This window comes from Streptacidiphilus sp. PAMC 29251, from assembly GCF_054208735.2.
This window is the reverse complement of the sequence record NZ_CM135725.2, coordinates 406,223-429,359: the sequence shown is the minus strand read 5'-3', so window position 1 is coordinate 429,359 and position 23,137 is coordinate 406,223. Positions and strand designations below refer to the sequence as shown.

The following is a 23,137-nucleotide window of genomic DNA, read 5'->3' as shown; positions in this document are numbered from 1 at the left end:
TTGGCGGCCTCACCAAGGGCGGTCGCCCCGGACCGGCAGCGGCTGCGGCACAGTACGGATCACGGAAGTCATCGCCGCACTGCGGTCCCCAAGACTGGGGTCATCAGTCGGGTCAGCCTGAAGGTGATGCTGCAGCACCTCCTGAACCGCCTGCTGGAGCGAGGCGAAGGCCGGGGTGCCGAAGCTGTCCAGGAGCGTACGGCGCTCCTGCTCACCCAGCCCCGGGCCGGCCGGCGCTCCCTCGATCGCCGCCAGAGCGAACGAGCGCACCGTGCCCAGGACCCCCGCCCCGTACGCGTCACCGAGCGACACCGAAGCCACCTGGGAGCCCGTCAGCGCGGACAACGAGGCACGACTGTGGATCGCCGAGGCCAAGAACACCACCACCAGCGACGGCTGCTGGGACCACCACACCCCAGCCCCCTGCCGGTGCTCCTGGTGCCACCGCACGAGCTGGTCGGCCCCGGTCAGGCAGAAATCCCACGTAACGTCACCGATCAGTTCCTTGTCATCCATGCACGTGTTCGTACCCCCGCCCCACCCCTGCATCCCTGCACGACAGTGCCAACTCCCTTGCCCCACAAACTCGCTGATGTTTCAGGGCGCCCTTGTTCCGAGAACACTCTGATCCGGCGTTCACGGTCATCGCGTACGGTGGCCCACTGCGTTGTCCCTGTTGTCGCTACCCTGCACTCGGGCGGCTGCTGTCCACCGACGGGCAGTGCGGTGGGGTCAGATTCCTGCGAGCAGGAGGCGCGGGAGGACGGCAGTGATGGTCTTGCCGTCCCGGCGGGCCGTGATGCGCACGTGCCGGGCCAGGTCCCTCAGGAGGTTCCAGCCGAAGCCCCCGGTGCCGCTGGTCAGGTCGGCGCTGCGGGGGACCGGCAGGGAGGCGAAGCTGTCGCTGACCGCGATGGTCACCTGCTTCTGGTCCTGTGTCAGGGTGAGCATGCACGGGCCCGGGGCATGGCGCACGGCGTTGGTGACCAGTTCGCTGACTACCAGGAGCGCGTCTCCCAGCACAGGTTCGGGCAGCGTCGCGTTCGCGCCGGCGAAGAACGCTCTGGCGGAGTCCCGGGCTGCGCCGACGGAGCCGTGCAGCCCGTCCAGGGCGAAGCTGGCGTGCTGCGGAGAAATAGGTTCCTGAGACGGGCTCATGTGCCGCAGCTCCTCTCATGAGGGGGAAGTTTGTAACCTCCGCCTTCCCGAACCCGGGCGTGGAAATCAGCCACACGGAGCCCAATACTCACCAAGCGGCCATATTGGCATATGCCTGCTTGGTGGTGCGCTCGCTCGGCTCTGACGTGGCCACGGGTACGGCCGTCGGCGCCGGTTCTGCCAGCCCGGTGGGAGCCTGTGCCGTGGTGTCGGTGTGGACGTCAGGCGGTATCGCCGGTGGGGTGGATGGTGAAGACGTGGTGCAGGCCGATGACTGTCAGGACGCGCATCGTGTCGGCGGGGACGGCGGCCAGGATCACGTCGGCGCCGGCGGCTTGGGCGCGCTGGCGGGCGGCCAGGAGCACGGTGATGCCGGTGGAGTCGCAGAAGTCCAGGCCGGACAGGTCGATGACCAGGTTCTGGCCGGGGGTCAGGACGACGCTGTCGACGTGTTCGCGCAGGGCGGGCGCCTGGGCGTAGTCGAGTTCGCCGGCCACGTGCAGAACGGGTCCGGTGGCGGTGGTGCTCTGGGAGAGGGTCAGTGGGTTCATCGTCGTTGGGCAGCCGAGATGATCGGCGCCACCCCCGGATTCCTGCGCGCGGTCGGCGAACAAGGCCTGATCACCCCGCTGCGCTCGGAGGGCGGACACCGCCGCTACTCCCGCTACCAGCTGCACATCGCCTCCCGCGCCCGCGAGATGGCCGACCAGGGCACCCCCATCGAGGCCGCCTGCCGCATCGTCATCCTCGAAGACCAGCTCGAAGAAGCCCTGCGCCTGAACGAGCAGCTCCGCACCCCGGACAGGCGATCCGACCAGAGCGCCTGACCTTTCGCCTGTCAGCTTGGAGCACGGCGGGTGCGAACCCTAGCCGCCCGGTGATCATTGAGGCTGCGGGGCTGACAGTTCTCAGGGCGTGGGGGATGCGGCGACGTGCACGACGCCACGGCGTGCACCAGGTTCGCGTGCAGGGTGAAGGCGTCGGTGGTCCCGGTGGTGCCCGCGATCCTCAGGAAGGCCGGCGGCAGCGGGGTGAGCAGGCTGATGCCGGGGCGGGTCCGCGCGGCGAGGAACTGCGCCAGGACGTCGATGTGCAGGTGGGTGACGGCCGAGAGGTCCACCACCAGGGGGCGTGCGCTGCTTCGGGCGTGGTCTATCAGATCACGCACGAAGTCCTCGGCACGCCAGTCCAGTTCGCCCCGCAGGATCACCACGAATACCTCGCCCTGGTCGAAGTAGCTGACACAGGCCTCGCCGAAGCGCTCCTGCGGGGCGCCGCCGTAAGGGGCGTGGCTGTGAGAGCAGGCAGCGGGGGAGGGGCGGGCGCCGGGAAGCACGGGAAGGTCCATGCAGCGCCTCTCCTCTAGTGCAGCGGCCACAGCAGACCGGCCGCAGTTGGGGGTTCCGATTGAGCCTACGCGTCAGGCGACGGACGCGGATCCGCTTCCAGCGGCCCCGTCCCTGCCGCGGGCACTGGGACAGCAGCGCTACGACTGCGGTCCCACCGAGAGTCGCATGGCAGCAGGGCTCCCGTAGTCTTGGCCGGCAACTGGCGGATCGGCCGTTGGCGACACTCCTGGTAGCGGAGGTGCGGTGCGAGGAGTGGGCGAGCAACCGGGCCTGCCTGCGCGCTGTGCGCGCTGGCAGCTGTCCGGCCGCAGGGGCACCCTGGGCCTGGCCCGTGGACACGCCCGGGCCTTCCTGGAGGCCGGGGCACGTCCACCTTCGGCCACCGCGACGCAGGAGGCACTGATCGTGGTCGCCGAACTGCTCTCCAACGCGGTCCGCCACGCTCCGGGCCCCTGCGTCCTTGAACTGACCCAGAACGGGGAACTGCTCCAGGTCTCCGTCAGCGACACCAGCGCCGACCTTCCGGTGCCGCGGGCAGCGGACCTGACCGCCGGCGGCGGAGGGTTCGGCTGGCACCTGCTCCAGGGCCTGGCCGACCGAGTGGAGATCCAACGACAGGGAGACGGGGGCAAGACCGTGACGGCGCTCTTGACCCTCCTCGGCTGACGCTGCCCTGACTCGGCCGACCTGGCCCGCGCCTGCCCAAGGCGGGACCGACCGGGGACGCTGTCACAGGACGTGCGTCCCGAGCAGGACGAAGACGACCGCTATGGCGACTCCGGCGATACCACCGACGCGGATAGCGGCGTATCCCGCCGACGACGGCTCGTTCGCCGCCTGGTTCCTGAACTGCCATCGCCGCATCTTCTAGGCGGTCTCCGGCTTGATGGCGTGCAACAGGGACATTGCACCGACGAAGACGGCGGCAATGATGAAGATCACATTGCTGCCGCCGCTGTGCGAGGCGGAGGCCAACTCAAGGGGTGTCATTTCCTGCGGCTGCCCTGCGTGCACAGGAGTATGGCTACTGGTGCCCAGGACCCTCTCTGACAGTCTCGACTGAGACGTCCGGTTCGTCCGGGTTAGTCTGGATGGGCGAGACAGGAGATTCCCGGCATGGCTTCCAATACCACCACCTCACGCACAGCCCCCGAGCCCGACCCGGCCCCGCGGCCGAAGCGGCGCACGTTCACGGCGGAATACAAGCTGCGGATCGTCGCTGAGTACGATGCCGCCCCCAGCGGGGAGAAGGGCGCGGTCCTGCGCCGCGAGCGGTTGTACCACTCGCACATCATCGAGTGGCGGGCCGCGCGAGACGCCGGAGCGATGGCCACGCTCGCCGACCGGCGGACCTCGCCCGCACGCCCCAAGAGGCCCGCCGAAGCAGCCGAGGCCGAGCGGCTGCGCAAGAGGCTGGCCGTCGTGGAACGGGAGCTGGCGCAGAAGGACGCCGCCCTGGAGCTGCTGGGAAAAGCTTCCGCACTCTTGGAACTGCTCTCCAAGAGTGCGGGCTGAAAGCCGAGGCCGAGCAGGTCGCCGACGAGCTCTTCCAGTCGCTGGAGCGGGAGTTGAACACCACTGCGGCCTGCCGGCTGACCGGTCGCTCACGGGCCACGCACTACCGTCGGCTCAACCCGCCCCCGCCGCGCGAGCGCCTCCGCGCCCCTCGCCGCCCTCAGCTCTGGCTCCGGCGGAGCGCGCGCGGATCCTGGCACTGATGAACAGCCCGGCCTATGCCGAACTGGCACCTGCCCAGATCTGGGCGCGCGAACTGGACGAGGGCCGCTACTACTGCTCAGTGCGCACGATGTACCGGATCCTGGAGGCCCAGGGCCAGACCGGCGAGCGCCGCCGCCAGGCCACCCACGCCGCCAAGTCCATCCCCGAACTCGTGGCCACCGCCCCCTCGCAGGTCTTCAGTTGGGACATCACCAAACTGGCCGGACCAGACAAGGGCATCTGGTACCACGCCTACGTCATCATCGACATCTTCAGCCGCTACGTCGTCGGCTACACCGTGGAGATGGCCGAATCGGCCGAGCGCGCCGAGGAGTTGATCAGCGAGACCGTCGAACGCAACGGCATCGCCCCCGAGCACCTGCACGCGGACCGCGGCACCTCGATGACCAGCAAGAAAGTCTCGCAGTTGCTCATCGATCTGGGCGTGACGCGCTCGCACTCGCGCCCCAAGGTCTCGAATGACAACCCGTACAGCGAAAGCCAGTTCAAAACCACGAAGTACATGGCCGACTACCCGGCGCGGTTCGACTCCCTGAACCACGCACGCGAGTGGTTCGACTCATTCATTGCCTATTACAACCATGAGCATCGCCATTCGGGCATCGGGCTGCACACGCCTGCGTCCGTGCACTTCGGCACCGCCGGCCAAGTCCAGGACCAGCGCGCCGTCACGCTCAACGAGGCATACGCCCGCCACCCCGAACGCTTCGCCCGCCGCCCCCGCCCGCCCAAGATCCCCGATCAGGCGTGGATCAACGACCCCGCCAAACGCAGAGAACCCGAATCAGCACAACAGAGCGCATAACCGTACGAACGTCTCATTTGACTTGACACGTTCCGGGACGCATCGGACCCGGCACGAGGCCGGTGGATCCGGCTGGCCCAGGCGCGCTGGGACCAACGGACTGCAGAGAGGACGGCTGGGTTTCCTTCACCTGCGGAATGGAGAGGGTCACCGACCGGTGAAGCGGCTGTCAGGGGGTAAGCGGGACTGATGGAGAGCATGGCGGCCGCATGGAGCCGCCGGAACCAGCCTGCGCGTGGCCGATGGAGGCTGCCCGTCATCGGATGCTCCCCGGTGGTCGAGGTGGAGGCAGTGAAGGTTGTTCTCGGTAGAAACCAGGCCGGCCGGGCTCGCATATGTGCTCGCTCTACGGGGTGAACTGGACTTCCACAGCGCCGTCCAGTTGCGGGAAGCAGCCGAGACCGCACTCGCCGGGCCGCAGCCGCCTCCGCTGATGGTGGTCGACTGCACCGCTATGACCTTCTGCGACTCCTCCGGCATCGGCTGCTTGATCGGGATCTACCAGCAACTGTCCGCGCGCGGCGGGGCGCTGCGCCTGGCGGCGGTGCCCGCTTCCGTGGCGCGGCTCTTCGCGTTGACGGGGTTGAACCAGGTGATGGCCGTGCACGACACGGCGCGCGAAGCGCTGGAGGCCGACAGCGCGCACGAACCGCACGTCCAGGACGCCAGGTCCTCGGTGCCTGTGGACAATCGAGAGGTAGCAGGGCGATGACCCGTGTTCCAGAACAGCCGTCAGTGCCGACCGGCGACCCAGTCCCTCGTCCGGCAGCCGACAGCGGGGCGGAGCAGGACCTGCGGGCCCTGTTCGGCCAGTCCAGCGCCGTGTTCGCCTCCCTCGCCGGTCCCGCGCACATGCTCGAGGCGGCGAACCCGGCGTTCTTCGCGGCGATCGGGGGCGGGGACCGTGCGCGGACCGGGGTTCCGATCGGGCAGTTGATGCCGGAGCTTGCCGAGCAGGGCTTCTTGGCCTTGCTGAACCGGGTCTACCGCCACGGTGAGCGCCACACCGGACACGACGCCCGCATCATGCTGGGCACCGGACCCGGTGCACGGGAAGCCTTCTTCGACTTCACCTACGAGCCGCGCCTGGACGCGGGCGGCAACGTGATGGGGGTGCGGATCATCGGGGTGGAGACCACCCAGATCAAGCACGCGCAGCGGCTGACCGCCGAGCACCGTGCGCTGCTGGAGCAGATCGCCCGCCAAGCCCCGCTGGAGCAGGTGCTCCACGGCATGGCCCGCACGATCGAGAACCTGGCGCCGGAGGAGGTCCTGGTCTCGGTCCTGCTGGCCGACCCAGACGGACGCCACCTGCGCCACGGGGCGGCCCCCAGCCTGCCCGACTTCTACAACCAGGCCATCGACGGCATCGCCACCGGCGAAGGCGTCGGTTCCTGCGGCACCGCCGCTCACCGGCGCCAGCCGGTCATCGTCACCGACATTGCCACCGACCCCTTCTGGGACGACTTCCGCGACCTGGCCACGAAGGCAGGCGTCGCGGCCTGCTGGTCGACCCCGATCCTGGCCAGGGACGGATCGCTGCTGGGCACCTTCGCGATGTACCACCGCACACCCCGCGCCCCGCAGGACGCTGACCTGGCCCTGTCACGGGTGTTCGCCGGCACCGCTGCCCTGGCGATCGAGCGCCACCAGGCCGACCAGGCCCGCCTGGCCGCCGAGACCAGGGAAAAGGCTGCCCGCGCCGACCTGGCCTTCCTTCTGGAAGCCAGCACCACGCTGTCCGCCGACCTCGATCACGCCCAGACACTGCAGCGCCTGGCCACCGCCGCCACACCGACCCTGGCCCCGCTGATCACGGTCGATGTCGTCGAATCCGGGCGCGTGCACCGCATCGCCACCGCCGCGCCCACGGCTGAGGAGGAACGCCTCCTCGCCTCGCATATCCCGGTCTACGATGCCGCTGACGACGCTGTCGCCCGGGTCATCGCCTCCGGTACCAGTGAGATCGCCCGCCGTACCCCGACCGGCCCTGGTCCCTGGTCGGACCTGAAGGTCACCGGGTACCTGTGCGTGCCCCTGATGGACCGCGGCACAGCGTTCGGCGCCATGACCCTGCTGACCACCGGCGAGCAGTCCTTCGACGGGCACACCGTCGCCCTGGCCGAGGAGCTCGCACGCCGCGCCGCCTCGGCAGCGCTGAACGCCCGTCAGTACACCGAACGCGTCACCTTGGGCCGCGACCTGCAGGCCGGGCTGCTCCTGCCCCGCGTACCCGACGTGCCGGGCGCGCAACTGGCCACCTACTACCACCCCGCAGGCGAGGGACTCGACATCGGCGGCGACTTCTACGACGTCTTCCCCCTGCATGAGGGTACCTGGGCGTTCATGCTCGGCGACGTCTGCGGACGCGGCGCCCTGGCCGCCACCACCACCGCCCTGGTCCGCCACACCGCCCGCGCCGTCGCCCCCCTGCTGCCTGGCCCCGACGCCGTGGTCCGCGCCGTCAACAAAGCACTCCTGGACCGGCCCATCAGCCACGGCACCGGCTTCGTCACCCTCGTCTACGGCTATCTCGTCCCCACCACCGACGGTCTGGACATCAGCCTGGTCCGCGCCGGCCACACCCTGCCCCTGCACATCGACGCCCAGGGCGCTGCCGCCTTCGTCCACAGCGACGGCTCCCTGCTGGGCATCACGCCCGACCCGCACCTGACCACCCAACACCTGCACCTGCACCCCGGAGAGAGCCTGCTGCTCTACACCGACGGCCTCACCGAAGCCCGCAACGAGGCCGCAGAGCAGTTCGGCGAGGAACGCCTCGCCCAGGCCCTGACCAAGGCACCGCAGCAGGCCACGGCATCCCAGGTCATCCACACCCTCACCGAGGCCCTACGGATCTTCACCGATGGCAAGGAGATCAACGACGACCAGGCGGCCCTGGTCCTGACCGCCACCCATCGCGGATCACCCCGGCAATCCACCACCAAGCCTGATGCCCCACAGGATGGCGAGAATCACCAACTCCCGTGAGGCCATCGGCCAGCTTGAACGGCTGCGCACGCGCCGCGGGGAAAGACCGCGTGGCAAGATACGAGCTATGAACGCGCGTGCGAAGGGCAGAGGCGAGGCGGTTGTGCGGGGTACGACCGCCCGCGCCTGTGAGGAATCCGCTACCAAGGCCGCGGCGTCCGCGGCGCCGGGCGCCGGAGGCCGGCGATGATGCCGTTGACGCTCCAGGCCCGCACGAGCGACAGCGGCCCGCTCGTCGAGATCGCCGGGGCGCTGGACTTCGAGACCGCCCAAGAGTTCCACGACCTCTTGCCCAGCCTCGCACTGCTTCCTGGCCAACGACTAGTCCTGGATCTGGAAGCGGTCGAGTTCTTCGACTCCAGCGGCATCCGCGCCCTCCTGGCGGCCCGCAACCTGGCCGCCGGCACCGGAGCGGCCCTCATCCTGGTGGCAGTTCCGGGCCACATCATCCGCGTCCTAGACGCGGTGGGTCTCAAGGACCACTTCACCGCCGAGGCGACTCCGCCCCACGCGAGCTGATCCAGCTGCTACCCCGCAGTGGCTTTGCCAACAGACCCCGGCTGTCGGACTGTCGGGAATGTGAGGCGCTGTCCGGGGCAGGTGCCTCCCTTGACGGAGTCGGTGCCTTTCCGGCGACGGGGCACGGGCTTGCCATATCTGTCGCACCGCGAGACGGTGGCTCAGGCGACAACGCCTGTTGTCCGCTGTCGAGACAAAGAAATGAGTCAGCCCGGCACCACCGGTGACTGGGCCCGTGGTCCTCCATGACGTCCTTCCCGCCCGCACCCGGCCCCTCCGCTCCCGCGCCCGCAGCCCCAACGCCGCGGCCCGCCATCGGAGCGCCGTTGCTGCGCGCCCTGGTCGACGCGGTAGCACCGGTGCTCGTGCTGGCAGGCGACCCGGCGCGGGTGCGCCTGCACAACAAGGCAGCCGAAGCCCTGTTCCCGGCCTTGGGAGCCACCGACGCGTTCACCGTCGAAACGGTCGCCTCCTGGCTCGTGCACGCGCAGGAGCAGGGTGTGGAGGCGCTGGACGGCTCCGTGGGTGAGCGGGTGTTCCGGGCCACCGCCCAGCCGCTGCCGGGGGAGTGCACCGGCTGGCTGCTGACCGACGTCACCGAGGAGCGCGCCGCCCTCAAGCGCCTTGGCGAGGAGCGGGCCCGCACCCAGTTCCTGGTGCGGGCCTCGGCACGCCTGCTGGCCTCGCTCAACCAGCGCCGCTGCCTGCGGGCGACCGCGGAACTGGCCGCCGAGCAACTCGCCGACGCCGCCGTGGTGGTCACCCCTACCCGGGGACGACGGGTCTCGGTGACCCGCATGGTCCGTGGGGGCCGGATCGAGGAGACCTCCCTGAGCGTGGAGGTCGACCAGGTCCCGGGACTGAGTGACGCGCTGGCCGGGTTCCCGCCCGTGCCCTCCCTGTGGGTCCAGCCCGACCTCGCACCCCCGTGGCTACTACCCGAAGGCTTCGGCGAACTCGGCTCCCTGGTCGTCACCCCGCTGCCCGGCAACGGGGTCTCCGCCGGGGCGCTGATCCTGCTGCGCCGCGCGGACCAGGCCGGCTTCAACGACGAGGAGGAGGTCTTCGCGCGGATCTTCGCCGCCCGCGCGGGCGCCGCGATCTCCGCCGCCGTCCTGTACGCCGAGCGCACCGAGACCACCACAGTCCTGCAACGCGCCCTGATCCCCCCGCCCACCGATCGCCTGGAGGGCATCGACCTTGCCAGCTCCTACCGCCCCGCCCGTGCCGCGGACCTGATCGGCGGCGACTTCTACGACGTCCACCCGCCCCTGCCCACCGCGGGCCAGGACGAGAGTGCGGGCGAGACGCTGCTGATGCTCGGCGACGTGTGCGGCAAGGGCCCGGGTGCCGCGATCCTGACCGGGAAGATCCGCAACACCCTGGCCGCACTACGCCGCCTGGAACTGCGCCACGGACACCTGCTGGAGCTCCTGAACGCCACTCTCCTGGACGACCAGGACGCCCGCTTCGTCACCCTGGTCCTGGCCGGCGTCACTCCCGTGAGCAACGGCCGCCTCGACCTGCACCTGACCTCCGCCGGCCATCCCGCCCCGCTGCTGCTGCGCGCGGACGGCTCCGTGGAGCAGGCCGCCACCCGGGGGACCCTCATCGGCGCGGTGCCCGACATCACCTCCACCACCTGGACCACGGTGCTGGAACCGGGGGAGATGTGCCTGCTGTACTCCGACGGCGTCACCGAGGCCCGCGGCGGTCCCGGCGGCCGGGAGATGTTCGCCGACCAGCGCCTGAAGGACGCCCTGGCCGAGTGCGCCGGAATGCCCGTGGAGGCGGTGGTCGAACGGATCGAACTGGCCACCGCGCAGTGGCTGGGCGGCGGCGAGCACGATGACATCGCCCTGATGGCGATCGGCGCACCACGCCGCGGATCGCACCTGACCATGGTGGACGGCCGCGGCCGGGGCAGGTACACCGGATGACGCACCGCACCAGGCGGTGCCTCGGCGCAGGGGAGGGCCGGTGACGACTGACCTGGACCGCAGACATCCTGCCCGCAACGTCCGACCCCGATCCCTGCTGACCGCGTTGGACGTCATCGCCGCCCAACTGCACGACTTCCCGCGCACACTGGCCATCATCGACGCCGGTCGATGCGCGGTGACCACCGCCACCACATCCCCGCACAACCGCACGACCAAGGACAACACATGAACACCAACGAGCCGCTGACGATCACCACCACGCAGAGCGGACCCGGACGCGTCGTCCTGGTCCTCAGCGGCCCGTGCGACTACGAGACCGTCGCAGACCTGCGCCAGGCCGCCGACGAGGCCCTGAACATCGTCCCCACGCCGCAATGTCTGACACTCGACTTCGCCGGCGTAGATGCCTGCGACTCCTCCGGCCTGTCCACCGTTATCTGGATCAAGCGCTGCACGGTCACCGACGGCGTGCGACTTCACCTGGTCGGCTTCAACGAGCACCAGCGCCACGTCATACAACTCACCGGCATGGACGCCTACCTCGCTGACGCCCTCACCGGCCCCTGCCAGGACCATGGCGATCAAGTCGCCACCGCCACCGGAACCGTCCGCCACCGGGCCGCAGTCCGCACCGCCCGGGCAGGACGACACAACTTGCACTCAGCCGGTAGCCGCACTCAGCTGCAAGCGCCTGTCAGAGATGGCACGCCGGGGGCTGCCACCGTACCCGTCAAGATCCCGTGACCACTTGGAGCCCGCGATGGCCCACCATTCAACGCCGACCGCTGCCGTCCTGCTGGTGGAGGACGACGCCGCCGACGCATTGTTGATCCGAGACGCCCTGCAAGACCACGGGCTCGCCCGGACCATCACCCATGTCACCGACGGCGTCGCCGTCCTGGAGCACCTGCGTGAGCCCGCAGGGGTATGGCCTGACCTGATCGTCCTGGACTGGAACATGCCACGGATGGGAGGGCGTGAACTCCTGGAGACCCTCAAGTCCGACCCGACCTTCCAGTCCATCCCCGTCGTCGTGCTGACCACCTCAGGGGCATCGCTGGACGTGGTCGACTCCTACCAGAGGCACGCCAACGCCTACGTCACCAAGCCCCTGAACCTGGACGACTTCATCACGGTCGTCACCCGCATCGACGACTTCTGGACAGGATGAGAGGGCGTTCCCTCCGTTTGGCGGGAGTCGCCGGCTAGTGCGTTGACCGGGTGACTTCGCCGGGTTGCGGGTTATGCGGTGGTGAGGAGTGGGCGTCCGCCCCAGCGGATGCCTTTCTCGCTGCGGATGCGGGCGCGTTCGCGGCGTTGGGCGGCGAGGACGTCGGGGTGGCGGGCGTGGGTGTTGCGCCAGCGCAGGTAGGCGTGCAGGGCGCGGGTCTGGACCGTGTGGTTCGGGTGGTGGGAGTTGGCCAGGGTGAACTGGCGCAGTGGGCCGAAGTGGGCCTCGATCGGGTCGGCCCAGGAGGCGTTGGTCGGGGTGAAGCACAGCTCGACCTGGTTCTTCTTCGCCCAGGCCCGGATCTTGGCGCCCTTGTGCGCGGACAGGTTGTCCATGATCACGTGGATGGGTCCGCCGTCGGGGCGCGCGGCGCGAATCGATCTCAGCGCGGCCAGGGAGTTCACGGCGCTCTTGTGGCGGTGGTTGACACCCCACAGGGTGTCGTCGCCCACCGAGTAGCAGCCGTGGAAGTAGGTCACGCCGTGGGTGCGGTGGTAGGTGGCCGGCAGGCGGTCGGGATGGCCAGCCGGCGCCCAGCCGGCTCCGGCGGTGGGGCGGATGCCGAGCGGCCCGAACTCGTCGAACGCGAAGACGCGCCCAGGTGCGTGCTCCAGCAGGTACTCGATGCGGTCGAGCTTGGTGTCGTAGTGGGGGTCGGTGGACTCCTTCCAGGTACTGGTGCGCTGGAAGGTGACGCCGCGTCGGGCCAACAGGCAACGCAGCCCCTCGCGTCCCAGGCCGATGGTCCGGCCCGCGACAGTGGGAAGGTAGGCGGCTAATTTGCGCAGGGACCAGCGGGTGAAGGGCTGACCCAGTCGGGTCGGTCGGGTGGTGGCCGTCTGGACGACGAAGTCCTCGTCGTCAGGGCTGAGCTGGCGGGGACGGCCTCCCGCCCACTGAGGGTCCAGTGCGGCCAGGCCGATCTCGTTGAACCTGTGGATCACGTCGCGCACCGTGTCCTCGTCGGCCGCCACGAGCTGGGCGATGATCGGGACCCGGTTGCCTCCGGCCGAGGCCAGCAGCATCATCGCGCGGCGGTAGCGCACCGTGTTCATGGTGCCGCGCCGCACGATCTGCTGCAGCTTCTGGCCCTCCTGGTCGGATAACCGACGGACCCTGACTGGCTCTGCCACCACGCCTCCGCGAAGCCGAAACGGATCAGACTCAACAGTCCACCGTCCCACACCCCACCGACCCGGCGAAGTCACCCGGTCAACGCACTAGCGCTTGAGACTTTTCCTGAATACGAAGCCCAGGATGCCCAGGAACACCATCACGGCACCGCCCCCGATGATCATTGGAAATCCGTTGTGGCTGTGTCGTCCCCCCGAAGCCAGTATGACTACCCCCGTGATGACCATGGCCAGAGCGAGGGCCATACCTCCCACGGCCCTGGCCCTTCGATTCTTGATGCCCCCTACCCCCCACTCCCGGTTCATTTCAGCTCTGTGTTCAGCACTCATCTGAACACCTCCTCCGCCTCGTGGGCCGACCGCGCCCGTCCCATCTCGCCTCTTCGGACGAATGCCCTCAACGACAACCCGCATGCGGACCCACTGACAGAAGGCCGGGCCGTCCGACCGGCCCCGGGACCCTGACCTTCTCCAACACATTCCGAAACTGCGGGCAGTCCGCCGCCTGACCGGGAGTCAGGACGAAGGACAGGGGTAACCCGGCGGAGTCGACTGCGGCATGGACCTTGCTGCTCAGGCCGCCCCGGGACCGGCCGAGTCCGGCAGCCTTCGCCCGGGCTTTGCGGCGACGCCGCGTTGCGGCACGCTCTGCCCGCGCCCGTTCCGCGGCGGTCGTGTCCGCTGTGGCGGGTGGTGCACCACCCGCCACACCGGCGGTTGCTTCGGAAGCGGAGCCCCCTTTCCTCGGTCAGTGCCTGTTCGAGGGCATCCAGGGTCTCCCCGGCGACGGCCAGCCCGGCGGAGTCCTGGTGCGCGCGCACGACCGTGGAGTCCACGCTCACCAGCTCCAGCCCGACCAGCCCCCGCCCGGCCGCCTCCGCGATCAACGCGTCCATCAGCCCCTGGAACACCCCGGCCCTGGCCTAGCTGTTGAACCGGGAGTACACCGTGGACCAGGGCCCGTACCGCTCCGGGACGTCACGCCAACCTGACCCGGTACGAAAACGCCAGACCACCCCGTTGAACTGATCACGCACCCGCCGAGGCAACGGCCCCGTAGCCGCCACCGGCAGAAGAGGCTCGATCAACATCCACTCGGCATCCGTCACGTCAAAACGCGCCACACCCGAGTTCTACCAGCAACCCGCGCGACAAGAGATCCGAACCCCGAACAGCTCCTAGTTGAGGAGGGCGTTGAGCTGGGCTGCCTCCTCGGTATCACCCGGGGCCATCGGGTGGAAGCTGGCACCGGCGCCGCTGATCACGACTCCGTTGAGCCAGGGGTCGTCGCTGCATACCTCATGGCCGTTGAACGTGGGGCGCACGTCGACGAAGGAGATGTCCATGCCGGGGTCCGCCGCGACGGTGCTCTTGATCGCGTCGCTGATGGAGGCGTTCAGGTCGTCGGACATGGTGTTCATCCAGCCTGCGGCTGCCTCCGCGCTTGAGTCGGTAAGCAGGGCGCAGTTGGGGATCGTCGTGTCCTGGGGGAACAGGTGGGGATAGCCCAGGACCAGGACGCGGGCGTTGGGCGCCTGTTGGTGGATAGCCTGGTACACGGCCCGCAGATGGCTCTGTTCGGCGGTGATGACTTCGGGCTCGTAGGTGATCAGGGGTTGCGGGTCGACCCTGCCGTTCCCGCGGGTGAGGTAGTAGGCCGGGTCGATGCAGGGGTCCAGGGTCTCTATGCATCCGCTGAGGACGTCAGAGAATCTGGCGTCGTTGCCGCCCACGCTGATCGTCACCAGGGTGGTGTCGGGATCGAGGTATCCGGCCGCGTCGATCTCCGGGAGTTCGCCGAAGTCCGCGCTGTTGGCCGCTGCGCTGCCCCAGTCGGTGTTCCAGGTGTTGCCGGGATCGACCGCACCGGCGGTGAGGTCCACTGTTTGGGCCCCACTGCACGCGAGGAAGGCGAAATTCGCGGCGCCGTCGGCGGTGGAGACGCCGGCGATCGTGCCGGACAGGCCGGGCCAGTTGAGTTCCTCGGGGTAGGCCTCGGTTGCCGAGCGGTTGCAGTAGTCGCTGGCGCCGTCGGCGTACGCCGTGTTCGAGCCGTACTGGTAGGGGACCAGGCCGTCACCGGCGGCGTAGGAGTCGCCGAGGGCGACGTAGTTGACCTTGGGCTTGACGGTGGGTACGAAGGCGACGGCGTCGAAGGCCACGTCGCCGCCGTCGCCGTGGGCGGCGTAGGTGTTGTAGTTGCTGAGTGAGACGCTCGCGCCGGCGGACAGGTCGAAGGAGCCCAGGTCCAGCCAGGTGTTCTGATTCTGGTACTGGTTGACCAGTCGGTGGCGCTGCTGGCCGCCGCCGAGGTTGATCCGGTAGTTGGCCATCCGGGTGGTCGCGCCGCTGCTGGGGATGTGGACCTTGATGCGGGTCCAGCCGGAGACGGTGCTCGGTGGGGCCCAGGTAGCCGTCATCGAGTCGTCGGTGTAAGAGGTCCCGGCGTCGGTCGGCGTGTCGATCATGTGGGTGAAGAAGACGTGTCCGCCGAGACCGGTGCCGATCTGATGGAAGTCGATCTTCCCTTGGTAGTTGATGCACTGGGAGGTGCAGGCCGAGTTCACCGACGTCGGGAAGAAGAAGGACATAGTCCCCTGGCTCTGCCAGGTGGGCGTCCCGCTACAGGTACCCGCGGTGACGGTGGTGTCGACGATGACAGCGTTCGTCGGCAGGCCCGAGGAGGTACAGCCGTCGGGCGGATAGATGTCGGTGAACGAGGGTCGGGCGGATGCCGCAGTGTAGGTGATCTTCTCGACGCCGCAGTTCAAGGCACAGTTGGTCCACGACTGCGGCTGGTTCCACCAGCAGTGCCCGCTGGCCTGGGCGCACTTTCCGGCGGAGTCCGCCGTGCCCGACTCATCGGGAACGGCGCTGGGGATACAGCTGTCGGCCGCGGTGCACAGCGACTCGTAGGCCGGTTCAGCGGGCTGGTGGGAAGGCGTCTGCCACAGACCGGAGGCGTACGCCTTGACCCACTGGCCGGTGGCGTAGTCGTAGCGCTGCACCGGGGTGGCCGCCCAGCCGAGGACCCGCTCCTGGTAGGGCCAGTACTGCGGATGGGAGGTGTCGTAGTCGGAGCCCGCGGTGAAGTCCGCGCGATCCGCGGCGAACGTCGGGTCGGCGGGGTTGTTCGTCCAGCCCAGGCCCCAGTTCCCGGCGCCGTCCGTACAGTTGGGCCCCGGGGCGCACCCGGTCGTGTTGCCGAACGCCGCGCTCGGCTCGACTCCGGTGTTGTAGGCCCACAGGGCGAAGTACCAGTTCTCGACGTACTCCGGGTCGCCGCCGTTGGCCAGGACGCCGGCGGTGTAGAGCTGGTTCCACTTGTCGATGAGCAGGTTCAGGGAAGCGGCGACATTCGAGGCGTAGTCCGTGGCGATCGCCTGCTGCTGCTCGGCGACCGTGTAGGAGGAGCTCGCGTCGGCGATGGCGCCGGTGTAGCCGATCGTCATCCCGGTGGTGACCTGGCCGACCCCGTATCCGCAGTCGACGGAGGACCAGGTCGTGCCAGCGGGGGGACCGGAGGTGGAGACGCCGCCGTAGAAGCCCCCCTGGTTGGCGTTGCCTGTCACCGAATCCACCGCGTGGGGGCTGGCCTGGAGGGTGTTCGACTCCTGGGCCAGCAAGCCCAGCAGCACCTGGGCGGGGACCGTTCCGCCGCCGTCGAGCTGACGCAGGGGGAACATTCCCTGCGGGGTCCAGGAGATCGGCATGCCCGATCCCTCCCAGTTCACCCCGCGGGTCCGGGTGGTGAGCTGGCCCTGCACGGCCAGGTCCGCGGCCCACTCGATCTGCGCGGCGTTGGCCTGGAACGTCTGAATCTTCGGGTCGTTGCGCGCCACCGCGCAACCACGCACCGGATCCCAGGTCACTCTGGCGGGGTCCGCGCTGTCGTCGGCATTGACGACGCTGGCGGCGGGGGTGGTGGCCGCTGCCCTCAGGCTGGCTGCCTTCGCGGTGGCCGGTGGCTTCACGGTGGCTGATGGCTTGGCACTGGCCGGTGCCGCGGCGGCGAGGGAGAGGGCGGGCGAGGCGGTGCTTCCCTGGCGCGGCGCCCGTGCGGAGGGGTCCACCGTGAAGGAGACGGCCTTGCCGGTGGAGGTGACCGTGGCCCGGATCGCGATCCGGTGCTGGGCCTTCTGCGCCACCGACGTTGTCAGGCGCCCCGCCTGTGCGGTCGGAGTCCCCCCGGTGAACTGCGGATCAGTCTTGTTGGACACCTCGGTGACCAGCAGCTGTCCGAGCGTGGAGGCTGTCGCCTCGGCGTTGCCGTTCACCGCCTGCCAACCGCCCGCGGATCGTGCGCCGGCGATCGCGGTCGAGGCCTTGGGGCCGACGAGGTAGACATGCCCCGCACTGCCCTGGAGTTGCACGGCTCCGGCCGCTGCGGTGGTGACGACCACCGAGTGGCCCTGTGTGTAGCGCTTGACCTGGATCTGCTTGCCCTGCGGAACCTCGTAGGCGAGCCCGTGGTCGGCGTCGGGGTGCAGGCGCAGGGGAGTGTTCTTCTCGACCGACAGCACCGAGGACGCTCCGTGGGTGTTCACCTGGATCACCCGGTTGCCCAGTGCTGCCGCCACTCCCCCGTCGTAGGGAACGGGTGAGGTGACCTCACCGGTGAGGGTGGTGTGCTGTTGGACAGTGCCGGTCGCGGCGTTGACCAGGGTGATGCTGGTGGAGGTCGGGGCGGTGGCATCCTCGTCGAGGGCGGAGAACGCCGCCTGCTCCCCGGTGCCGCAGCCCGGACTGTAGTACGCCATGCTGGTCAGGATGTTCAACTTGCGTACGGCACCGCTGTCCAGGTCCACGATCGCCGCGAACCCCCCGCGATCCCGTGCGTCGGAGCTGTTGCTGAAGCTCCACGGCCCGTACACGACTGCCGCGTAGCGGCCGGAGCCGGTCACGCAGGCGTTGCCGATCCACTGGGAGCTGTCGAATCCCGGCTCGGACAGGGAGGCCGCTGTCTGCCAGGTGTATCCGTCCTTGGCGTCGGCGACCATGACGTTGAGACCGTTGTCATCGCCGATCACCTCCACCGCGCGGTCCTTGGAGGACTTCCATCCGGGGGCCAGTACCTGGCCGGGGGCCGTGAGCTTGGGCGTGCTCGGGGCGAGCTGCGTGGTCGAGGCGTGCGACGAGGTGGCCGCTGGGCGGGGTTGCGCCGGGGCGGCCTGGGCCTGGGTTGGACCCTGGAGGGCGAAGCAGCCCGCTGACAGGCCGACAACGGCCAGCAGCGCTGTGCCGCTCCTTCGCTGGAGTCGTTTTTTCTTCATCACACCCATCCGGGAGCATGTGAGTGGGGACAGGAAAGGGACGGACCGGACCGGACGACCATGACATCGGCCGGGGCCGTGTCCGGGTCGGCGCGGTCCCGGTTCGTACGGAGACCGCGACCCGGACACAGCTTGGGCCGTGCGTCCCGGCAGGTCGACGGGCTGGGCCCAGATGCCGCACCGGCGACGCCACCGGGCCACTGACGTGCGGGTAGGCGCCCCGTGATGACGGAGTGACGGGTCACCGGGAGCGTGTAGGGGCAGGGGACGCGCTGACTTGTCCGCGGCACCAGCCGGCTGTCGCACGGCGGCCGTCGGCAGGAGACGTCCCCGGCGCCGGGAGAAGTCCCGCCCTTCCGTCAATCACCGGTGAGTTCCCGCAGTTCAGGGCCCTCACTTGCCCGATAATCCGGCAGTTGCCCCGTCGCTCTGGCGACTGTGGATCCCGCCGCACAGTCTTGGTCCCGTGCTGCACCGCGATCAACTGACGGAGCCTCGGACCGCACAGGAGAACAGCGTGGCGACGCGCGCGTTCCCGCACCATCCCATCCGGACCGGCCCCGGCCGAACCGAGAGATACGGAGAAACATCACCATGTCCCGTCGTCTGACCCAACTCGGAGCCCAACTGTCCGCGGTGACCGGCGTCCTGGCGCTGATGGCCGTCGTGGCCCCGCAGGCGCACGCCAGCACTCCGGCGCCGATCCCCTTCTACTCCTCGGCCTGCCCTTCCAACATCGTCGAGGGCGACAGCGGAGGCTGCATCACCGACCTCCAACAGTGGCTTCAGGACTGGGGCATGAACCTGGCAGCCGACGGCGACTTCGGTCCGCAGACCCTGGCCGCGGTCAAGGTCTTCCAGACCGAGGCCGGCGACACCGCCGACGGCCAGGTCGGGTTCAACACCCGGTCGGCCATCCTCAGCGACGGCGCCAAGGGCGTCCAGGGCGGCAAGGTCACCACGATCCAGCACCTGGAGGACCGCGGATTCCTGAGCTGCCTGGAGGCCGACTCCGCCCAGTCCGGGCAGAGCCCGCAGAAGGCCTGGGGCTGGACCTGCACCGGTGGGTCCAACCAGAACTGGCGCTGGTACCCGGTGCCCCTGCACAGCGGCCGGTACATCGTCGTGAACCAGCAGGACGCCGAGTGCCTCGACGCCGACAGCGGGACCGCCGGCCACAACGGACAGGTAGTCGGCGCCTACGGCTGCAACGGGTGGAAAAACCAGCAGTGGACGACCGGGAACTCGCAGGGCCAGATCGTCAACGCCGGGGACAACCAGTGCCTGGACGCTGACACCAATACCGAGAGCACGAACGGCCAGGTCATCCAGACCTGGGTCTGCAACGGCACCCAGCAGCAGGCATGGGCGTACTCGGCCGACTGACGACATCACGTCCGGCGGATCGGCACCGCTCAGGCCGATCCGCCGACGGCCGTACGACGTCACCGCTCCGGGGACGGCACATCGAAGCAGGTGGTGGTGGGCGGCACGGGCGTGGTCAGGCACGCCTTGAGACTCGTGCCGCCAGGGGCGAGGGCAAGCAGCGGGGTGTAGGCGAATGCGTCGAGCGCGTGCGGGTCCTTGACGGAGACCTTCTGCGTGGGCGCGCCGGGCTCGGACAGCGTGAGGACGTCACCAAGTCGAGTGTTCCAGATGCGTGCCCACACCGACCGGCACAGGGGGTTGTACCGCACCTCAAGCCCGGTCCCACCAGGGATCACCTGATGCAGCAGGGTCTGTGGTTCCACGCCGCACAGCGTGTTCTGCGGGTCGAGGCCGTTGCAGGCGCCGCCGACGCAGCCGACGTGGAATCCCGATGCGCTGGACGTGCCGGACGGCCGCACGGACGCGTGGACGTCGGCCTGATGGTCGCGGCCCGCCGCGGCCCCGAGGGTGGCGGCCAGGAGCAGCACGCCCGCGAGGGCCCCGCCCCACGCTCCGCGTCGGAAGCGGCGGGGCTCTTCGACGACGACGATGCCGTCCGCCATCGGCGGCGGGGCGGGGAGGCCCACGGCGACGGACGGCAACTGTGGTGCGGGCACCGGTGCGGGAGCCGGTGTGGGAGTCGCAGCCGGGGCGGGGGCCACGGCTCCGCGGCCGCTCCAGGCTCCCTCGGCCAGTTCCCACAGGGCCCGAATGCGCGGCTCAGGCTCGTCGGCGAGATGGCACAGCGCGCGCACCGCGAGCCAGGGTGGGAGCGCGGAACCGCTGAGGTACCGCTGCCACGAGGACCTGCTGTAGGCGGACTCCTCAGCCAGCGCGGCGATGGTCAGACCGGAGCGCTCGCGAAGGAGGCGCAGTTCGGCCGCCAAGCGTGAACACGGCCCTCGGTTGAGGAAGTCTGCTGAGGTCATCGGCGCAGGGCCGCCCAGGTGTGCGGCCCCACCTGGCCGTCGACGTCCAGTTGCCACTTCTTCTGGGCCTGGATGACCGCGTACTCGGTCAGCGGCCCGAAGTTTCCGTCGATCCCGCCGGGTGTGATTCCCGCACGCTGGAGCAGGCACTGCAACTCGGCCACGGTCGGCCCGGACATGTCCACCACGATCTGCTGGGTGTTGGTGCTGCTGTTGCCCGCGTACCACAGGCCCGCACGGCGGCTGTACGTACAGCTGTAGGCCACCGCCTTGTGGACGGTGGGCGTGGGCGTGGGCTTGGGCGCGCAGGCGACCACGCCCGCGCTGGGCTGGACGACCAGCAGCGTGATCACAGCGCCCAGGGCGACTGCGCCGCCCAGCGTGACGGCTCGGCGCCATCCGGCGGGTCGGCGGCGCACGGTGGTGTCCGGTCCGGGGTCTGCCGCGGCTCCGGCGTCAGGGGCTCCGGTGTCGGTCTCGCCCGGCGTCGCGTCCGTCCCGGCTGCCGACGGGCCTGCGGGCTCGTCCGATGTCTCAGCGTCCGGGATGACCGGTCGCTGCGACTGCCAGGCGTCCGCGGCCATGTCGAACATGGCCAGCAGTCGTACGGTGTCTCCGCCCGCGCTCCGCGCGTAGGCCTCCACGGCGGCGCGGGGCGGCAGTGACCGGCCACCCAGATAGCGCTCCCACGACGACGAGCTGTATCCGGTGTCGTCGGCGAGCTCCTGAAGGGTGCGCCCGCTGGCGTCCTTGAGCTCGCGCAGCTGAATCACCAATTGAGCCACCGCCGGATCGAGTCCGGCAGGCAGAGCCCGCCACCGTGCCATTTCTCCCCTACGTTTGCCATTGTCGGAGGGCTCTCCCTGGCTCTCCAGGGGAGATACTAGGGGCTTCGTGGCCGTCGCTCTAGCCGGTTCGGTGCCGTCGGGAGTATTCCCTGCTTGCAGGCGGTGACGTCCCGTGGGATCCGGCCCTGGAGAGGTCGATCGGACGGCCACGGGACGCACGGATCGCCGAGCGCGAGGGGCGCGTTCCCCGCCCTGTCGGGTGTACAAGTCCCACGAGTCCGACCACGCAATGCCGACGGCGACCAACCCCCTGACCGGATCCACGCGCGGACCGCGATGAGGACCGCAGGGTGGTCACGTCGCTGTAGCGTGATCACCCTGCGGTGCGGGTGCCAAGGGGAGGCAGCGGCTCAGGGCTTGCTCACCGGTCAACGCAAGGGTGTGCAGGCAGTCGCCTGCCACGCGGAGCAGCGGACCGGATCGGGGGCCGTGCGGGACGGCCCGTCAGAAGCCGTTGGTGCAGCTGAACTCGGTGGCCGCGCTGCCGGCGTAGGCGCACACGCGCACCAGTTGGGAGGCTGTGTCGGAAGTCGCCGGTGTGGTGACTGAACTCGCCCCGGCTGCGGGAGGGTTGGGGGCGACACTGGAAATGCCGGTGACCTCGCTCCAGCTGGCTCCGCCGTTGTTGGAGGTCTCCAGGAAGCCCGAGCAGGTGTAGCCGTTCGTGTCGTTGTAGATCGTGCCCTGAGCCGTGCCGGAGTTGGGGTGCGCGTCGATGGTCGCGTTGCACCCGTCCTGGGCCCACCAGCCCGCGTCCAAGAGGATCTGCGGCTTGGTCTGCGGCCCGACCTGTCCGTCGACCGAGAAGGAGCTGTTCGCCAGGTGTGCCTTGGTCTGCACCCATTTGACCGCAGCCAAGGTGTGCGCGCCGAAGTCGCCGTCGACACTCAGTCCGAAGCCGAGATCGTTCAAGGACTCCTGGAGGAAGGTGACGCAACCGTCGTCCTCGCCGGACGTCAGACTGGTGGGGCACGAGGGGCTGTTGTAGCTGATGGGGGCAGGTGCCGCAGCAGCGAGCGGTGCCGTTGCGAGGACGAGTGCCGAGGACAGCAGACACATGCCGACGATCTTCTTTATCACGACGGGCCTTTCGGGTGGATGGAGCGGGAGCAGCGGACGGGGCCCCTGAGGCACAGCGCGCCAGGCGGTGGGTCGTCGCTGCGCCGATGATGCGGGAGCGGCTCGACCCTGGACAACGAGGCGGCGGATTTTGACGAAACTGCGGGTCGTCGGTGGCCTGAGCAGGCCCGATGTGTCGCAGTTGGCGGTTCCGCGGGTCAGCTGAGGACGCCTGTACTGGTTCGTCGGGCGGATGCCGCCGGAGGGTGGAGCTAGGGTCCGTCTCATGAGTTGATCAAGGTCTGTCATGATCCACTTATGGTGTGGAGATCTGACGAGCGAGCACTGGGCCAGGCTGGAGTCGCTGTTGCCGGTGGGCCGGAAGCCGGGCGGCCTCCGGTCTGGTCCAAGCGGCAGCTGATCAACGGCATACGCCGGCGGACGCGGACTGGTGCACCGTGGCGTGATGTGCCCACCCGCTATGTGGCGGGGCGGGGATGCGTCCTGGTTGTCTGTCTTTGAGGTGGAGATAGGAATCGAACCCATCTGTACGGCCTTGCGGGCCGCTGCCTGACCACTCGGCCACTCCACCGGGCAACAGCCTGACCATACGATTGTCTTGTGCTGCGGCGGGCCGGACTCGCCGTGCGTCGGGGACATTCACCCGTTCAGCCAGCGCCTGCGGCCGGCTCAGTCCGTGCCACGTGGCGCAGTCGCGCTCGCGCTCGCGG

Annotated in this window: 23 protein-coding genes, 1 tRNA gene and 3 pseudogenes; 13 read left to right on the top strand and 14 right to left on the bottom strand. The window is 69.4% G+C overall.

The window, feature by feature from the left end; all coding sequences use genetic code 11:
* Positions 1-9: 9 nt before the first annotated feature.
* The 3 genes from ACXKR8_RS02240 to ACXKR8_RS02230 form a co-directional block, all read right to left on the bottom strand.
* On the bottom strand, positions 10-516 hold the full coding sequence (locus ACXKR8_RS02240; protein WP_458271202.1) for a hypothetical protein: 507 nt from the start codon (positions 514-516) through the stop codon (positions 10-12).
* Between the two features lie 216 nt (positions 517-732).
* Positions 733-1,158, bottom strand: coding sequence for an ATP-binding protein (locus ACXKR8_RS02235; RefSeq protein ID WP_458271201.1), 426 nt, complete (start codon positions 1,156-1,158; stop codon positions 733-735).
* 221 nt (positions 1,159-1,379) lie between these two features.
* Positions 1,380-1,709, bottom strand: a complete 330-nt coding sequence (locus ACXKR8_RS02230; protein ID WP_458271200.1) for an STAS domain-containing protein — start codon at positions 1,707-1,709, stop codon at positions 1,380-1,382.
* Between the two features lie 9 nt (positions 1,710-1,718).
* On the opposite strand from ACXKR8_RS02230, the pseudogene ACXKR8_RS02225 reads away from it, so the two are divergent.
* Positions 1,719-1,985: pseudogene (locus ACXKR8_RS02225) on the top strand (MerR family transcriptional regulator); the annotation flags it as partial.
* Between the two features lie 11 nt (positions 1,986-1,996).
* Here the strand turns inward: ACXKR8_RS02225 and ACXKR8_RS02220 are convergent.
* Positions 1,997-2,506, bottom strand: a complete 510-nt coding sequence (locus ACXKR8_RS02220) for an STAS domain-containing protein (protein WP_462100248.1) — start codon at positions 2,504-2,506, stop codon at positions 1,997-1,999.
* 253 nt (positions 2,507-2,759) lie between these two features.
* Here ACXKR8_RS02220 and ACXKR8_RS02215 point away from each other — a divergent pair, with 253 nt between their 5' ends.
* Positions 2,760-3,173 carry an ATP-binding protein gene (locus ACXKR8_RS02215; RefSeq protein WP_458271198.1) on the top strand — a complete coding sequence of 138 codons (414 nt, stop codon included), beginning with the start codon at positions 2,760-2,762 and terminating at the stop codon, positions 3,171-3,173.
* A gap of 63 nt (positions 3,174-3,236) precedes the next feature.
* Here the strand turns inward: ACXKR8_RS02215 and ACXKR8_RS02210 are convergent, their stop codons facing one another.
* On the bottom strand, positions 3,237-3,371 hold the full coding sequence (locus ACXKR8_RS02210) for a DUF6199 family natural product biosynthesis protein (protein WP_458271197.1): 135 nt from the start codon (positions 3,369-3,371) through the stop codon (positions 3,237-3,239).
* Positions 3,372-3,374: 3 nt separating this feature from the next.
* A complete protein-coding gene (locus tag ACXKR8_RS02205; protein WP_458271196.1) occupies positions 3,375-3,497 on the bottom strand; it encodes a hypothetical protein in 123 nt (40 codons plus the stop codon).
* A 126-nt stretch (positions 3,498-3,623) separates the two neighbouring features.
* Between ACXKR8_RS02205 and ACXKR8_RS02200 the strand changes: the two genes are divergently transcribed.
* The 9 genes from ACXKR8_RS02200 (at position 3,624) to ACXKR8_RS02160 (ending at position 11,676) form a co-directional block, all read left to right on the top strand.
* Positions 3,624-4,022 carry a transposase gene (locus ACXKR8_RS02200; RefSeq protein WP_458266979.1) on the top strand — a complete coding sequence of 133 codons (399 nt, stop codon included), beginning with the start codon at positions 3,624-3,626 and terminating at the stop codon, positions 4,020-4,022.
* A gap of 202 nt (positions 4,023-4,224) precedes the next feature.
* The gene (locus ACXKR8_RS02195; RefSeq protein WP_462099892.1) at positions 4,225-5,052 is read left to right on the top strand and encodes a transposase; all 828 of its coding nucleotides are present in this window, start codon (positions 4,225-4,227) and stop codon (positions 5,050-5,052) included.
* A gap of 298 nt (positions 5,053-5,350) precedes the next feature.
* On the top strand, positions 5,351-5,764 hold the full coding sequence (locus ACXKR8_RS02190) for an STAS domain-containing protein (RefSeq protein WP_458271195.1): 414 nt from the start codon (positions 5,351-5,353) through the stop codon (positions 5,762-5,764).
* A complete protein-coding gene (locus ACXKR8_RS02185) occupies positions 5,761-8,043 on the top strand; it encodes a SpoIIE family protein phosphatase (protein WP_458271194.1) in 2,283 nt (760 codons plus the stop codon). Before ACXKR8_RS02190 ends, ACXKR8_RS02185 begins: the two co-directional genes overlap by 4 nt.
* Before the next feature lie 186 nt (positions 8,044-8,229).
* Positions 8,230-8,562: an anti-sigma factor antagonist gene (locus ACXKR8_RS02180; RefSeq protein WP_458271193.1), complete on the top strand. Its 333-nt coding sequence runs from the start codon at positions 8,230-8,232 to the stop codon at positions 8,560-8,562.
* A 245-nt stretch (positions 8,563-8,807) separates the two neighbouring features.
* Positions 8,808-10,502: a PP2C family protein-serine/threonine phosphatase gene (locus ACXKR8_RS02175; protein ID WP_458271192.1), complete on the top strand. Its 1,695-nt coding sequence runs from the start codon at positions 8,808-8,810 to the stop codon at positions 10,500-10,502.
* 40 nt (positions 10,503-10,542) lie between these two features.
* Positions 10,543-10,734, top strand: coding sequence for a hypothetical protein (locus ACXKR8_RS02170; protein WP_458271191.1), 192 nt, complete (start codon positions 10,543-10,545; stop codon positions 10,732-10,734).
* Positions 10,731-11,249 (top strand): STAS domain-containing protein, encoded by a 519-nt coding sequence (locus ACXKR8_RS02165; RefSeq protein ID WP_458271190.1) that lies wholly within the window; start codon positions 10,731-10,733, stop codon positions 11,247-11,249. Before ACXKR8_RS02170 ends, ACXKR8_RS02165 begins: the two co-directional genes overlap by 4 nt.
* Before the next feature lie 16 nt (positions 11,250-11,265).
* The gene (locus ACXKR8_RS02160; protein ID WP_458271189.1) at positions 11,266-11,676 is read left to right on the top strand and encodes a response regulator; all 411 of its coding nucleotides are present in this window, start codon (positions 11,266-11,268) and stop codon (positions 11,674-11,676) included.
* 71 nt (positions 11,677-11,747) lie between these two features.
* Here ACXKR8_RS02160 and ACXKR8_RS02155 read toward each other — a convergent pair whose 3' ends face one another.
* The 4 genes and pseudogenes from ACXKR8_RS02155 to ACXKR8_RS02140 all read right to left on the bottom strand — a co-directional run bounded on the left by ACXKR8_RS02155 (position 11,748) and on the right by ACXKR8_RS02140 (position 18,142).
* Positions 11,748-12,869, bottom strand: coding sequence for an IS630 family transposase (locus tag ACXKR8_RS02155; RefSeq protein WP_458271188.1), 1,122 nt, complete (start codon positions 12,867-12,869; stop codon positions 11,748-11,750).
* Between the two features lie 397 nt (positions 12,870-13,266).
* A pseudogene (locus ACXKR8_RS02150) lies at positions 13,267-13,500 on the bottom strand (transposase); the annotation flags it as partial.
* Positions 13,501-13,800: 300 nt separating this feature from the next.
* A pseudogene (locus tag ACXKR8_RS02145) lies at positions 13,801-13,960 on the bottom strand (transposase); the annotation flags it as partial.
* 87 nt (positions 13,961-14,047) lie between these two features.
* Complete coding sequence (locus ACXKR8_RS02140) at positions 14,048-18,142, bottom strand: golvesin C-terminal-like domain-containing protein (RefSeq protein ID WP_458271187.1); 4,095 nt, start codon at positions 18,140-18,142, stop codon at positions 14,048-14,050.
* Between the two features lie 594 nt (positions 18,143-18,736).
* Between ACXKR8_RS02140 and ACXKR8_RS02135 the strand changes: the two genes are divergently transcribed.
* Positions 18,737-19,528 (top strand): ricin-type beta-trefoil lectin domain protein, encoded by a 792-nt coding sequence (locus ACXKR8_RS02135; RefSeq protein ID WP_458271186.1) that lies wholly within the window; start codon positions 18,737-18,739, stop codon positions 19,526-19,528.
* Positions 19,529-19,587: 59 nt separating this feature from the next.
* On the opposite strand, the gene ACXKR8_RS02130 is transcribed toward ACXKR8_RS02135, so the two are convergent.
* The 3 genes from ACXKR8_RS02130 to ACXKR8_RS02120 form a co-directional block, all read right to left on the bottom strand.
* Entirely contained in the window at positions 19,588-20,499 is a 912-nt protein-coding gene (locus ACXKR8_RS02130; protein ID WP_458271185.1) for an XRE family transcriptional regulator, read from the bottom strand.
* Positions 20,496-21,272 carry a peptidoglycan-binding protein gene (locus ACXKR8_RS02125; RefSeq protein ID WP_458275280.1) on the bottom strand — a complete coding sequence of 259 codons (777 nt, stop codon included), beginning with the start codon at positions 21,270-21,272 and terminating at the stop codon, positions 20,496-20,498. The genes ACXKR8_RS02130 and ACXKR8_RS02125 overlap by 4 nt, the downstream gene beginning before the upstream one ends.
* Before the next feature lie 519 nt (positions 21,273-21,791).
* Positions 21,792-22,427, bottom strand: coding sequence for a peptidoglycan-binding domain-containing protein (locus ACXKR8_RS02120; protein WP_458271184.1), 636 nt, complete (start codon positions 22,425-22,427; stop codon positions 21,792-21,794).
* 297 nt (positions 22,428-22,724) lie between these two features.
* Between ACXKR8_RS02120 and ACXKR8_RS02115 the strand changes: the two genes are divergently transcribed.
* Positions 22,725-22,928, top strand: a complete 204-nt coding sequence (locus tag ACXKR8_RS02115; protein ID WP_458271183.1) for a transposase — start codon at positions 22,725-22,727, stop codon at positions 22,926-22,928.
* Here ACXKR8_RS02115 and ACXKR8_RS02110 read toward each other — a convergent pair.
* Positions 22,928-22,998 (bottom strand) — tRNA-Cys (locus ACXKR8_RS02110). The genes ACXKR8_RS02115 and ACXKR8_RS02110 overlap by 1 nt on opposite strands.
* Positions 22,999-23,137: the final 139 nt, after the last annotated feature.

Excerpts from the sequence above, each read along its gene's own strand:
- ACXKR8_RS02240 (WP_458271202.1), bottom strand. The coding sequence starts at position 516 with ATGGATGACAAGGAACTGATCGGTGACGTTACGTGGGATTTCTGCCTG.
- ACXKR8_RS02235 (WP_458271201.1), bottom strand. The coding sequence starts at position 1,158 with ATGAGCCCGTCTCAGGAACCTATTTCTCCGCAGCACGCCAGCTTCGCC.
- ACXKR8_RS02230 (WP_458271200.1), bottom strand. The coding sequence starts at position 1,709 with ATGAACCCACTGACCCTCTCCCAGAGCACCACCGCCACCGGACCCGTT.
- ACXKR8_RS02220 (WP_462100248.1), bottom strand. The coding sequence starts at position 2,506 with ATGGACCTTCCCGTGCTTCCCGGCGCCCGCCCCTCCCCCGCTGCCTGC.
- ACXKR8_RS02210 (WP_458271197.1), bottom strand. The coding sequence starts at position 3,371 with ATGCGGCGATGGCAGTTCAGGAACCAGGCGGCGAACGAGCCGTCGTCG.
- ACXKR8_RS02205 (WP_458271196.1), bottom strand. The coding sequence starts at position 3,497 with ATGACACCCCTTGAGTTGGCCTCCGCCTCGCACAGCGGCGGCAGCAAT.
- ACXKR8_RS02200 (WP_458266979.1), top strand. The coding sequence starts at position 3,624 with ATGGCTTCCAATACCACCACCTCACGCACAGCCCCCGAGCCCGACCCG.
- ACXKR8_RS02195 (WP_462099892.1), top strand. The coding sequence starts at position 4,225 with ATGAACAGCCCGGCCTATGCCGAACTGGCACCTGCCCAGATCTGGGCG.
- ACXKR8_RS02185 (WP_458271194.1), top strand. The coding sequence starts at position 5,761 with ATGACCCGTGTTCCAGAACAGCCGTCAGTGCCGACCGGCGACCCAGTC.
- ACXKR8_RS02180 (WP_458271193.1), top strand. The coding sequence starts at position 8,230 with ATGATGCCGTTGACGCTCCAGGCCCGCACGAGCGACAGCGGCCCGCTC.
- ACXKR8_RS02175 (WP_458271192.1), top strand. The coding sequence starts at position 8,808 with ATGACGTCCTTCCCGCCCGCACCCGGCCCCTCCGCTCCCGCGCCCGCA.
- ACXKR8_RS02165 (WP_458271190.1), top strand. The coding sequence starts at position 10,731 with ATGAACACCAACGAGCCGCTGACGATCACCACCACGCAGAGCGGACCC.
- ACXKR8_RS02160 (WP_458271189.1), top strand. The coding sequence starts at position 11,266 with ATGGCCCACCATTCAACGCCGACCGCTGCCGTCCTGCTGGTGGAGGAC.
- ACXKR8_RS02140 (WP_458271187.1), bottom strand. The coding sequence starts at position 18,142 with ATGAAGAAAAAACGACTCCAGCGAAGGAGCGGCACAGCGCTGCTGGCC.
- ACXKR8_RS02135 (WP_458271186.1), top strand. The coding sequence starts at position 18,737 with ATGTCCCGTCGTCTGACCCAACTCGGAGCCCAACTGTCCGCGGTGACC.
- ACXKR8_RS02130 (WP_458271185.1), bottom strand. The coding sequence starts at position 20,499 with ATGACCTCAGCAGACTTCCTCAACCGAGGGCCGTGTTCACGCTTGGCG.
- ACXKR8_RS02115 (WP_458271183.1), top strand. The coding sequence starts at position 22,725 with ATGGTGTGGAGATCTGACGAGCGAGCACTGGGCCAGGCTGGAGTCGCT.